We start from the raw sequence: 11,802 nt of genomic DNA, 5'->3' as shown, positions 1-11,802 counted from the left end.
ATCGGGTACGGGGACCGTGTCAGGCGGGCAGTTTGACTGGGGCGGTCGCCTCCTAAAGAGTAACGGAGGCGTTCAAAGGTTCCCTCAGAATGGTTGGAAATCATTCGCAGAGTGCAAAGGCATAAGGGAGCTTGACTGCGAGACCTACAAGTCGAGCAGGGACGAAAGTCGGACTTAGTGATCCGGTGGTACCGCATGGAAGGGCCATCGCTCAACGGATAAAAGCTACCCTGGGGATAACAGGCTTATCTCCCCCAAGAGTCCACATCGACGGGGAGGTTTGGCACCTCGATGTCGGCTCATCGCATCCTGGGGCTGAAGTAGGTCCCAAGGGTTGGGCTGTTCGCCCATTAAAGCGGTACGCGAGCTGGGTTCAGAACGTCGTGAGACAGTTCGGTCCCTATCTGTCGTGGGCGCAGGAAATTTGAGAGGAGCTGTCCTTAGTACGAGAGGACCGGGATGGACGTACCGCTGGTGCATCAGTTGTTCCGCCAGGAGCATGGCTGAGTAGCTACGTACGGACGGGATAAGCGCTGAAAGCATCTAAGCGTGAAGCCCCCCTCAAGATGAGATTTCCCAGTATGTAAGACCCCTTGAAGACGACGAGGTAGATAGGTTGGAGGTGGAAGTGCAGCAATGCATGGAGCTGACCAATACTAATCGGTCGAGGGCTTATCCAAAAAACTACCCCAAAAAGTGAAGATGACGCTGACGAAGCGGATTCCGAATACTTTCCGGGGGCCCCGTAACAAGGGCAAACGCAGATTCGTTTCGGATTCAGTTTTCAGGAATCAAATTGTAATTTATGGAGCTCAAGTAGCTCTGTAAAGAAGATTTGTTTTCAGCATTTGGCGATGCTGAGACCTGAATAATAGCATTTGATATTCAAATGCCCGTTTGGTGGCGATAGCGGAGGGGTTCCACACGTACCCATCCCGAACACGACCGTTAAGCCCTCCAGCGCCGATGGTACTTGGACCGAAGGGTCCTGGGAGAGTAGGACGTTGCCAAGCACTTAAGACCACTGTTGATTATCAATGGTGGTTTTTTGTTGCGTGACTTTATCTATTCGATGCTGGTATACCTGGATTCAGGCTATGGCGGAAGCTTTACCTATGACACTAGTACCTCATCAGATCTAAAAGGATGAAAAGGATGAATAAGCTTGTTAAACCTTATCAACCCAAAATCTAACGGACCGGAGAGATCTTATCCCCGCGAAAACGCCACTTTTTGCAGCTTAACGGACTCAGGCGACCTTATCGTCTCTCTATGAGATGTTTCGGAGCTGAAGTACAAAGGATAAGGCCTGTGGAGTCCGTTACTCGCCCAATTGACGACTTTCTTCCCAAATAAGAGCACCTCAGTCCGTTACGCTAAGCCAAACGCGCCTGAAGAACAACTCCCGATTGGAAAAAGAAGTAATTTGAAGAGGAATTGCGTCTGCTCCACTATTTTTAATCTGATGCAGTACTAGTGGAAGAAGAGTATTTCATAGAGATTGTGGGCAGGCTGAGACGCGAGGGACGAGATGTCCGTCATTTAACCTTGTCTGCTTCCTCTGAGACTCTATACAGTTGACTGGAGAGCCGTGATGAAGGCAGGAGTCCCTGGGGCGCTTTACAGATGGAGAGATGTCTTAGAGGGCATGAGAATAAGCTCTTTGCATGTGATGTAGATACTGAACATAAGTCTATTTCCGTGGTTGCCGAGATTATTATGGCTTTGGTGGAGAATCCGCTAAGTAATGAATAGAAAAATAATATTTCTATTGTATTAATCTATTTTATCTGATATAATATTTTTTGTTGTCGAAAGATTGTTTGCTTATCTGGCTCGTTGGTCAAGGGGTTAAGACACCTCCCTTTCACGGAGGTAACATGGGTTCGAATCCCATACGAGTCACCACTTTCTTCTTTGAATTATGGGATGAGAATTCCCTGGGTTCGTTGAAGCATACGCTTCGTAAGGAATACTTCGCAATCTCGTAACGGAGTGGAGAGTATCCCATACGAGTCACCACTTTCTTCTTTAATAAATTAATGGTTGTATATCTTATGAAAATGTGTTATAATCATTAAGTTGCTTCTTCGATGGAGGCTTAGCTCAGCTGGGAGAGCATCTGCCTTACAAGCAGAGGGTCGGGGGTTCGAACCCCTCAGCCTCCACCATGCAGACTTTGCAAGCTAGAAGAGAATATTTTTTACTGACGCGGGGTGGAGCAGCCCGGTAGCTCGTCGGGCTCATAACCCGAAGGCCGCAGGTTCAAATCCTGCCCCCGCAATATTATCTTGGAACCGTGGTGTAGTTGGCCTAACATGCCTGCCTGTCACGCAGGAGATCGCGGGTTCGAATCCCGTCGGTTCCGCCATTTTCATTAAAGCAGTTGGATACATACCGTGTGCGGACGTGGCTCAGCGGTAGAGCATCGCCTTGCCAAGGCGAGGGTCGCGGGTTCGATTCCCGTCGTCCGCTCCATATTTTGCGCCCTTAGCTCAGCTGGATAGAGCGTTTGACTACGAATCAAAAGGCCGGGAGTTCGAATCTCTCAGGGCGCGCCATTATTACTTCACTGATTTAACCAAGTGTCCTTAAGATTCGAACGAGTTCGTTGGAGCATAAGCTTCGATAGCACAACTTCGCAATCGGATGCGTAGCATCCGTATCTCTCAGGGCGCGCCATTATTACTTTATTGAATGTTTTCATCTTAAATTTAATTATCCATGATGGATATAAGATATTAAGCCGGCGTGGCGGAATGGCAGACGCGCTCGACTCAAAATCGAGTGGGAAACCGTGGAGGTTCGAGTCCTCTCGCCGGTACTACCAAAAGGTTTATGACATTGTATTTTGGACAATGTCATAAACCTTTTTTGTTTTTATTGCATTGAAACTATATTAACTGATTTAGCCTGCTTTCAGGTTCTTCCCCGTTTTGTACACGTTTTATATTCTTTATGAAGAAGTCATATCTTTTTTGGTGGAATTTCCGGCCGTCAGGCATTCCTGCGGTATGGGGAGTAAGGATCACGTTATCCAGCGTGCGGAGCTCACTGTCTATAGGAAGCGGTTCGGATTCATACACATCCAGGCAGGCTCCGGAAATATCTCCGTTTTTTAATGCGTCCAGCAAGTCTCTTTCGTTGACAATCCCCCCGCGGGCGGTATTGATAAAAATAGCAGTATCCTTCATTTTCTTGAAGACTTCTTGGTTCATCAGGTGCTTGGTTTGCTCAGTCAAGGGTACGTGAACACTGACGATGTCGGATGTGCTTAGGAGTGTATCGAAATCGGTCATTTTCACTATGCCGTCCGATGGCGCTTCGGTATTTCTCGCATAAGCCAACACATTCATATCAAAAGCGCTGCAAAACGCAGCTACCTTTTTTCCGATAGCGCCCAGCCCGATAATCCCCATGGTTTTGCCCTCTAATTCACTTCCTGCGTACTCCAAGTGATGTTCATCCATCCTGTTTTTCATGAAATGATCAAGAAACGGGATGTTTTTATAATAAGCCAGCATTAGTGCCATTACGTGCTCGGCCACGGCCTGTGCATTCACTCCTGCCGCATTGGCCACCCAAATGCCGAGCTGTGTACAGGCGGGGATATCGACATTATCATAACCTGCACCTGTCTGTACCAATTTTAATTTTTTGGCGCTAGCCAGCAGGCTAGGGTCCACTTGGATATGTTCAGGAATGAGGACCTGGCAATCTTCAATATGCTGCAGCATATCTTGTCCGGGCGGGACAATGATAACGTTCCAGTCTTGCGGAAAATACCCGGTAATCTTTGATTGTGCAGTTTCGTTAAAATGACCAACGATGAGAACCTTCATAGCTAAACCACCTTTTCATAACCTGGACTATTTGACCCCTTGTCTGTGTTAATGATAATTTTAGACATAAAGAATAATGTTGTAAAACGCAAATATTTTGTGAACTATATTAATATTTTCTATATATTGAGGAGGTATTCTATGTATTTTCCTGGGATAGAAGCGTTTTTAGCTATCGTACGCACTGGGAGTATAAGTAAAGCGGCCGATCTGCTGCATCTGTCACAAGCAACGGTAAGCTACCGCTTAAAGACATTAGAGCAAGGGATGGGCGGCCTGTTGGTGGAGCGAAGAAAAGGGGCAGCCAAAATCAGCCTGACCCCAAAAGGGGAGAACTTTTTTAGTATTGCGGAAAGATGGGAGGCGCTCTGGAGGGAAACTCAAATTTTAAAGGCGAATGGTTCGCAGTTAAGTCTGGCCATAAGCGCTGCCGAAAGTATAAGCCACTTTGTCTTGCCTCCGGTATATAGAATGCTTAATCAGCATACTCCGTCCATCCGATTGCAGATTCGTACGCAGCATACTCAGGAGGCTTTTGATAGTATTGAGCGGCGTGAGATGGATGTGGCGTTTGTGGTACGGGAAATTGTGTCGCCTAGCGTTACTGTTCAACCGTTTTTCACTGAAGAAATGGTGCTGTTGCGCTTGGCTGTGCCAGGGCGGCAGGCTGGAGATACGGTGGAAATGGAAGAATTGGCGGCAGAGCATGAAGTCCTCGTCAATTGGAATCGGGAGTTTCAATTCAGACATGACCAGTGGTGGGACCCGCTGTGTCCGTCCCGTGTACATCTGGACTCAGCGGGACTCATCACTACTTTTTTGACGAATGCCAGACAATGGACGATTGTGCCCGCTTCGATTGGCGCCCATATGAAGGGGATGGGAGAATTTGTTCTTCAGAAGCTGGCGGTGTCAGTGCCCCCCAGAGTAGGCTATAAGGTAACTCATAAGTTTCCAAACCAGGCGTTACACGAGCCCCTTCAGATTCTTGATAACTATCTGCAAATTAGATTTGGACACCAGTGATCTGGCTTGCCGCCATACGCCGCTGATGATGGTCTTGCAGCTTTTGCCGTTAATTCAGCTGCGAATAATTCAGCTTGTATTCCTTTGGGCTCATCCCGGTGTATTTGGAGAAGACATGGGTGAAATAGGCCGGGGTCTCGATGCCGACGGCTTCGGCGACTTCAAAGACTTTGCTGGCAGGGTTGCGCAGCAGCTTCTTGGCCATTTCAATCCGGTATTTATTAATGACGTCGATGATGGACTCGCCGGTCACTTTTTTGTACAGGCGGCTGAGGTAGCTGCTGTTGATGTGAATATGGTCGGCAATGATCTGCAGATTCAGGTTCTGGTTGTAATGCTCCCGTATATATTTCTGGCATTCGATGACGATGTAATTGGGCTGGTTGTCATTCTGCGCAATGGCCTTCGAGCAGCTCTGTATGAGGCGCATGAGGATATCTGCGAGCAGCTGGATGCTCTTGCTCTCCTGAATTTGCTTGTACACCGCCGACTGGTTCTCATCCATCTCCGGTTCGAAGGGCTGGCTGGCACTCAGCAGACGGAAGCAGTAGGACGCGATAAGCAGGCAAGCTACTTTTACATTCTCAATCGGCTCTTTGTGGCTCCGGTAGCTCTTGAGCAGCTGATCCAGCTGCTGGAGAGCCTGTTCGCTCTGTCCTTGCTGCAGATATTCGGCAATCTGCTCGGCAGCATGATGGGGAGGAGCACCGGGAGTGAGGGTCTGGCTCGCATGAGGCATATACACGGCGACATAATTATCGTTATAAAAGCTACCCTGCAGCGCCTCGCGGGCCTCCTGGTAAGCTGCAGGCAGGGTCAGCACATCCCGGTGCAGCAGGCTGATGCCGATATTGACATGGTATTGCCGGAAGTGCTCCGCCATGGCCAGAATTTCATTGCTGATCGTGAGCAGGGTCTGGGTGGAGACTGCCGCATTGCCGCTGCCCATGGAGACAATCGCCAGAAGAGTGTTTTTCTCCATATTCAGAATATAAAAGGGGCGTTCCGCGAACGCCAGTGTAAGGAACTGGCGGATGGAGGCCAGGAACCGGTGATGATCATTGGTCTGTGCTCCAGCAGAGGAATGGGGGCCGGGCATATCCTTAACTTCCATATAGATCCCGAAATAGTTCTCCAGCTGCAGTCCCAGCTCTCTGGAGCGGCTGAATAAACCGGCTTCATCACTGATCAGGCCTTCGACGGCCTCCTTTAGAAATTTCTCGCTGATTTCAGACAGATTGTCATGAATCTTGCTCTCCAGCTGCCTTACCTTCTGCTTCTGCTCTCTTTCCTTTTCCAGCAGCCGCGTTGCTTTTTCAATGGCCCGGGGAATCTGCTCCGTGGGATTGGTCTTGATGACAAAATCGACCACCTCATATTGAATAGCCGTCTGGGCATAGGAGAAATCTGCGAAGGCTGTCAGAATGATCACCTTGATCTGCGGGAAGTTCCGGTGCACATAGTCCGATAGCGCAAGGCCATCCATCCCCGGCATACGGACATCGGTAACGATAATATCGATCTCATAATAGCCCAGCAGCTCTACGGCTTCCATGCCGTTGGAGGCCTCACAGCTAACCTCGCAATGGAGCAGGCTCCAGTCAATAAAGCATTGCAGCCCTTTTTTGATAACAGGCTCATCATCTACAATCATGACATTATACATGCGATCATTCCCCCAAATCTGTCGGTATGTGAAGGGTAACCCTGGAGCCTGCGCCCGGCTCGCTCTCGACCTCAATTCCATAAGGCTCGCCGTAGATCAGCTTGGTCCGCTTATGCGTATTGATCAGGCCAATGTTGTTGTGGCCCTGTTTGCGTATCGTGAGGTTCTCGTAATTGTTCCAATCCTGCGGAATCTGGTCAAATCCGTTGCCATTATCTGTGATATCAAAAAAGACCGAGTCGTTCCGGCGGTAGATATGAATATGGATCATACCCTTGCCCAGCTTTTTCTCCACACCGTGCACCACCGCATTCTCTACCAGCGGCTGGACACTCAGCTTGGGCAGCAGCAGATCCAGCAAGGCATCATCCTCGATCTGAATCGTATACTCCAGCTTATCTTCGAATCGCTCCTTCTGCAGATAGAGATAAAATTGGATGAAATCCAGCTCCTGGCGAATCGGAATCTTGGCCAGGCTGTTCGAATAAATACTCGCCTGCAGCAGCTCCGTAAGGGAGGATACCATTCTGTAAACGGTCTCATCTCGGGACAGTTTGGCTTTGTAGCCGATCGTAATGAGCGTATTGAACAGGAAATGGGGATTCATCTGGGCTTGCAAAAATTTGATCTCCGACTCCTTGATCAGCAGGTGCTTCTCGTACACTTCCTTAATGAGATAGTTGATCTCATCCGTCATGTTGTTGAAGGTGGCACTGAGCTGGTTAAGCTCGGCATCCTTGTACGCCGGCATCCTTGTGTTGTAATTCCCCTTCTGCACTTTGCGGATATTGCGCAGCAGATCGCGGACCACCCGGGTAAAACGCAAGGAGATTACAATTCCAGCTGCGAGGGAGACGAAGGCAATCAGCGTAATGATCCAGATGTAGTTATGCATGCTTCCGGATAGTCTGGAGAGCACCTGCTTCTTCGGAATACCTGCAATGAAGGTAAGACCGGTGGTGCCGATGCTGCGGGAGGCAGCTAAGTAAGTCTCCTGGCCCAGCTTGACTTCACTTACATCGGTATTGTCTTTGAGCGCCAATATATCCGGTGAAACGACGGAACCCAGCTCCTGCTTGCCGGCACTGGAATAGATGGTTCCCCGGCTATCGATGATGTAGGCCATAGCGCCTGTGAAGTCGAGCAGGCCGGAATACTCCTCGGCCAAATCAGCCTCATTCGTGCCAAAGATCAGCACCAGACGCTGCCGGGGAAGATTGATATTGGACATGACGCGTGTGAAATAAATGGTGGGGTCACCGGGGCTTGGCTTCAGAATCTCCTTGCCTCTGACCATTCTGCCATTCACCGATTGATAGACAGCGAGATTGTTCTTATTGGTCTGTTCAATATTGGGCGGTGTCTTCAGAACGGATACATAGTTATCGCTATCAAAAAATACAAAAGCCGTTGATAACAGGCTGATATTCCAGGCATTGTTGAACATGAGGCTGTACTTCAGGTCCTCTTCCATTTCGGTTTTGTTGACGAATTTCTTGTAGAAATCATCGCTCAGCGACATATCGTCGATTAACCAGTTTCTTAACATTTTATTAGAGAGAAAATGCAGGGAGGTGTTATCGATAATCTGAAAGGATTTCTCAATATTATCGTTGGTCTGGCGGATCAGAAGAGACAGATTGGCATTGGCGTTCCTGGTTAGAATCTGGGAGATGTTCCAGTAGAAATAGCAGCCGGCGAAGGTCATCGGCAGAAGAATCAGAAGAACGATGATAATTACAATTTTATTCCTGACGGGAATACGGGTGAATAATCCGGAAACCGGGCGAAGGCTGAGCCATCGCAGGATAAGCTTGTTGGACATGCAGACTGCTCCTTGGTGATGATTCATATGATTAAAGGTATTATATAATTTTTGGCGGATGGCGAATAGCCAGGCAGGGGGAAAACAGGCCGTTTTGGCCAATGTGGTAAAGAAAACGAAGAAGAGTTAAAGAAATCTGAAAGCCCTTTCAGCTCTGCTGCTGCCTTTCCCTATTTGCTCAAGATATTATAAAAGAGTATACGGAAAAACGAATTCATTCGCCGTTTTCTTTGTTCTACAATGAGAGCTGTAACAAACTGCAACGGCTGCAGGATTACGCTTTTGCATAAGGCCATCATTATTAAGGGGGATTTCATTTGAAAAGATCAAGAGTTAAAACAGGTATTACTCTGGCAAGCGCTCTGCTGCTGGCTATGTCCATTTCAGCTTGCGGATCAGAGAATTCAGCCGATAAGGGCGGGGCTGACGGGGCAGCGGGCTCGAAAAATACGGCACCAGCGGCCAAAGCGCCGGTCAAAATATCCTATCTTACCTTCCGGGTAGGCACACATGCGTCAGCCAAGATGGAGGAAGAACAGATCAAGCAGTTCAATGCCAAGTACGGCAATGAAGTGGAGGTTGTGGTTGAAGAGATTCCAAGTGATGCCGCATACGTTGACAAGATCAAGATTCTTGCCGCCTCCGGGGATGTGCCGGATGTTGTCATGGGCAAGGACGGAATTAACGATGTTCTGATCAAAGGCAATCTTGCAACCCCTTTCAATGAATATCTGGATAAAGACGTGGAATGGAAGGCAGCCATCGGTGAAGATGCCCTCGCTTCCAATACACGGGACGGCAAGATCTGGTCGATCAGCGATCAGAAGCAGAACATCGGTTACTTTTACAATAAAGAAATGTTCGAGAAGGCAGGAATCAAACCGGCGGAGACCTGGGATGAATTCATGAGCAACAACGAGAAGCTGAAGGCGGCAGGCTTCGTTCCCCTCGCACTCATGACCGGGGAGAATGCCTGGACGTCCAATCTGATTCTTGCCGCGATGATCGGCACTAACGGGGAGAACGGGAAAGCGTTCATGAACACCCTTCACCCTACCGACTTCAATACGCCGGAAATGATTCAGGCGCTGAACATGATGAAGGAGCTGCTGGAGAAGTATACCACGAAGGATGCGCTTGGAGCGGGATATGCCAATGCAGCGAACGCGTTCAGCCAGGGCAAGGCCGCTATGATTGCCAATGGTCCATGGATGATTGGAGATTTCAGCGATCCGACCAAATCCAGTGAAGGCTTCGATAAAAAAGTGGGAGTCGCGGCTTATCCGAATAACAGTCTGATCTCCACCTATGAGGTTGGCTATATGATCGGAGCCAAAACGCCGGAAACCCGCGATGCCGCCGAGAAATTCATCAAGTTCAAAACAGGGCTTGAAGGGCAAACCATCGCGCTTGAATACGGGAATGTAATGCCGGTATCCAGTGAGGTCCAGCCGTCTGATGCCCTTAAAGAGAAATATCCGATCATGGTCGAGTCGATCACAGTCGCTCAAAAAACACAGCTTCATTACCGGACCCTCGACTCCATCGTGTATCCGAACGTAACGGATGCCTGGAAGAACCTGTATCCGAAGCTGGTTGCCGGCAAGGCAACGGCAGAAGAAGTCGCTAAGGAGCTGACTGAAATTGCTGCTAAGAATAGATAAAAAAGTCATGTAAGTTGAGGATTGGGGAGGACCATATGGATGGTTAGGAAAAATAGAGGGTATATCACGCTTTTCCTGTTACCGACAGTAATATTGTTTATTCTTGTCTATGCTGTCTCGCTGGTCATTCTGTTCGGGACATCCTTTACCGAATGGTCGGCCGGACGCAGCCCGGCGTTTATCGGTCTCGCTAACTATGTGAAGCTGTTCACCGACGATGCCGATTTTCGCCAAAGCTCACTGAATACAGGCATCTGGGTCCTGCTCCAGTCTACGATCCACGTTGCCATCGGGACCCTGTTCGCCATTATTCTCAGTATGAAGGAATTCTACTGGAAGTTCGCACGCACGGTCTACATGTTTCCGAATATTATCTCGGGTGCAGCCGTAGGGATGCTGTTCCTGTGTATGCTCAATCCTGACTTTGGTGCGGTGAACAGTATAGCCCGCATGTTCGGGAATGCGGATTTCTCGCAGAACTGGTTCATGGATTATGCCACGGCCTTCTTCTCTGTCACGATGACCTGGCTGCCTTATGCGGCGGTTGTCACGATCCTGATTCTGGCGGAGATCGCAGCCATTCCGGAAAGCCTGTATGAATCGGCGCGGATCGACGGGGCCAGCACCTTCAAGATCAATTGGTACATCGTTATTCCCATGCTGCGCAACATTATCGGGACCTGCGTTATTCTGTCCGGAACCAGCATGCTGCAGAAGATGGATATTATTCTGATGACAACAGGCGGCGGACCCGGCAATGAGACGATGAACCTGCCTATCTATATTTACAAGACGGCACTCATGGACAATAACTTCGGTTATTCCAATTCAGTGGGCGTCTTCTTAATCGGCTTTGGCTTGATTTTTGTCCTGCTGTGCCGAAATCTGTTCAGAATAGGCAGCTCCCAAAACTGAATGGAGCGGATGGGGTGAGAATGTTGAAAAAGGGTATGGCTGTTCTTAAATATGGTTTTGTGCTGTTGATTGTTCTGTTGTCCCTGGGTCCGTTCCTGTGGGTGCTGCTTGCTTCGTTTAAGACCAATGCCGAGATTCTGACCAATTCGCTTGGCTGGCCGAGCAGCTTCCGCTTCTCCAACTACACGATGGCCTTCAAAATAGCGCCGATCTCCCGGTTCTACATCAACAGTGTAATCGTGGGGATCTTCGGAACCCTGCTCAATCTGCTGCTGCTGGGAATGGCAGCCTATGTTCTGGCGCGTTTTAAATTCCGGGGCAAGAAGCTGCTGATGGGGGCCTTCTCCCTGTCGCTTCTGATTCCGGGCGCGGCGATGCTGCAGCCGCTGTACCTGACGGTGAACACGCTCGGGCTGTACGACAAACTGATTGGACTTATTATTGTATACACCGGCTTCGGGTTGCCGGTCTCGCTCTACATTCTATCCAGCTATTTCCTGACCATTCCGAAGGAAATGGAGGAATCGGCTTATCTGGATGGTGCCAGCTTCATCCAGACGTTCTTCCGGATTATTCTGCCCATCTCGAAGCCGGGCTTCGGCACGGCCGGTGTAATGCAGTTCCTGCTCTGCTGGAATGAATTTCAGTTCGCCATTATTCTGACGACGGGGAATCAGAGCCGCACACTGCCGCTGGCGCTCTATTATTTCAAAAGCCAGTTTGCCAGTGATTACGGCGTCATGTTCGCGGCCACGATGGTCGTGATCATCCCGAGTATTGTGGTGTATATTCTGCTGCAGGAGCAGGTCGTATCCGGCCTTGCTGCGGGCGCGGTGAAGGGATGACCGGGCGGACGGAAATGCC

Annotated in this window: 7 protein-coding genes, 7 tRNA genes and 2 rRNA genes; 13 read left to right on the top strand and 3 right to left on the bottom strand. The window is 49.2% G+C overall.

Annotated elements, in window-relative coordinates; genetic code table 11:
- The 9 genes from J2Z70_RS10645 to J2Z70_RS10605 form a co-directional block, all read left to right on the top strand.
- A 23S ribosomal RNA gene (locus tag J2Z70_RS10645) occupies positions 1 to 680 on the top strand; the annotation flags it as partial.
- 216 nt (positions 681 to 896) lie between these two features.
- Positions 897 to 1,013, top strand: a 5S ribosomal RNA gene (gene rrf, locus J2Z70_RS10640).
- A gap of 820 nt (positions 1,014 to 1,833) precedes the next feature.
- Positions 1,834 to 1,908 (top strand) — tRNA-Glu (locus J2Z70_RS10635).
- A gap of 187 nt (positions 1,909 to 2,095) precedes the next feature.
- A tRNA-Val gene (locus J2Z70_RS10630) sits at positions 2,096 to 2,171 on the top strand.
- A gap of 39 nt (positions 2,172 to 2,210) precedes the next feature.
- Positions 2,211 to 2,284, top strand: a tRNA-Met gene (locus tag J2Z70_RS10625).
- 9 nt (positions 2,285 to 2,293) lie between these two features.
- Positions 2,294 to 2,371 (top strand) — tRNA-Asp (locus J2Z70_RS10620).
- A 32-nt stretch (positions 2,372 to 2,403) separates the two neighbouring features.
- Positions 2,404 to 2,478: transfer RNA gene (locus J2Z70_RS10615), tRNA-Gly, on the top strand.
- Between the two features lie 6 nt (positions 2,479 to 2,484).
- Positions 2,485 to 2,561: transfer RNA gene (locus J2Z70_RS10610), tRNA-Arg, on the top strand.
- Positions 2,562 to 2,745: 184 nt separating this feature from the next.
- Positions 2,746 to 2,824, top strand: a tRNA-Leu gene (locus J2Z70_RS10605).
- 70 nt (positions 2,825 to 2,894) lie between these two features.
- On the opposite strand, the gene J2Z70_RS10600 is transcribed toward J2Z70_RS10605, so the two are convergent.
- Positions 2,895 to 3,842 carry an NAD(P)-dependent oxidoreductase gene (locus J2Z70_RS10600; protein ID WP_209872465.1) on the bottom strand — a complete coding sequence of 316 codons (948 nt, stop codon included), beginning with the start codon at positions 3,840 to 3,842 and terminating at the stop codon, positions 2,895 to 2,897.
- 141 nt (positions 3,843 to 3,983) lie between these two features.
- Between J2Z70_RS10600 and J2Z70_RS10595 the strand changes: the two genes are divergently transcribed.
- Positions 3,984 to 4,868 carry a LysR family transcriptional regulator gene (locus tag J2Z70_RS10595; RefSeq protein ID WP_209872462.1) on the top strand — a complete coding sequence of 295 codons (885 nt, stop codon included), beginning with the start codon at positions 3,984 to 3,986 and terminating at the stop codon, positions 4,866 to 4,868.
- Between the two features lie 49 nt (positions 4,869 to 4,917).
- Here J2Z70_RS10595 and J2Z70_RS10590 read toward each other — a convergent pair whose 3' ends face one another.
- Complete coding sequence (locus J2Z70_RS10590) at positions 4,918 to 6,534, bottom strand: response regulator (RefSeq protein WP_209872459.1); 1,617 nt, start codon at positions 6,532 to 6,534, stop codon at positions 4,918 to 4,920.
- Positions 6,535 to 6,538: 4 nt separating this feature from the next.
- On the bottom strand, positions 6,539 to 8,359 hold the full coding sequence (locus J2Z70_RS10585) for a cache domain-containing sensor histidine kinase (protein ID WP_209872456.1): 1,821 nt from the start codon (positions 8,357 to 8,359) through the stop codon (positions 6,539 to 6,541).
- A gap of 317 nt (positions 8,360 to 8,676) precedes the next feature.
- Between J2Z70_RS10585 and J2Z70_RS10580 the strand changes: the two genes are divergently transcribed.
- From J2Z70_RS10580 to J2Z70_RS10570, 3 genes are read left to right on the top strand one after another with little or no spacing between them, the layout of a single operon-like run.
- Positions 8,677 to 10,023, top strand: coding sequence for an ABC transporter substrate-binding protein (locus tag J2Z70_RS10580; protein WP_209872453.1), 1,347 nt, complete (start codon positions 8,677 to 8,679; stop codon positions 10,021 to 10,023).
- Between the two features lie 39 nt (positions 10,024 to 10,062).
- Positions 10,063 to 10,938, top strand: coding sequence for a carbohydrate ABC transporter permease (locus J2Z70_RS10575; protein ID WP_209872451.1), 876 nt, complete (start codon positions 10,063 to 10,065; stop codon positions 10,936 to 10,938).
- 35 nt (positions 10,939 to 10,973) lie between these two features.
- Positions 10,974 to 11,783, top strand: coding sequence for a carbohydrate ABC transporter permease (locus tag J2Z70_RS10570; protein WP_209872448.1), 810 nt, complete (start codon positions 10,974 to 10,976; stop codon positions 11,781 to 11,783).
- Positions 11,784 to 11,802 lie beyond the last annotated feature (19 nt).

It is taken from the genome of Paenibacillus silagei, assembly GCF_017874735.1.
Lineage (GTDB): Bacteria > Bacillota > Bacilli > Paenibacillales > Paenibacillaceae > Paenibacillus_AQ > Paenibacillus_AQ silagei.
This window is presented reverse-complemented; position numbering and strand designations above follow the sequence as displayed.

Excerpts from the sequence above, each read along its gene's own strand:
- J2Z70_RS10600 (WP_209872465.1), bottom strand. The coding sequence starts at position 3,842 with ATGAAGGTTCTCATCGTTGGTCATTTTAACGAAACTGCACAATCAAAG.
- J2Z70_RS10595 (WP_209872462.1), top strand. The coding sequence starts at position 3,984 with ATGTATTTTCCTGGGATAGAAGCGTTTTTAGCTATCGTACGCACTGGG.
- J2Z70_RS10590 (WP_209872459.1), bottom strand. The coding sequence starts at position 6,534 with ATGTATAATGTCATGATTGTAGATGATGAGCCTGTTATCAAAAAAGGG.
- J2Z70_RS10585 (WP_209872456.1), bottom strand. The coding sequence starts at position 8,359 with ATGTCCAACAAGCTTATCCTGCGATGGCTCAGCCTTCGCCCGGTTTCC.
- J2Z70_RS10575 (WP_209872451.1), top strand. The coding sequence starts at position 10,063 with ATGGTTAGGAAAAATAGAGGGTATATCACGCTTTTCCTGTTACCGACA.
- J2Z70_RS10570 (WP_209872448.1), top strand. The coding sequence starts at position 10,974 with ATGGCTGTTCTTAAATATGGTTTTGTGCTGTTGATTGTTCTGTTGTCC.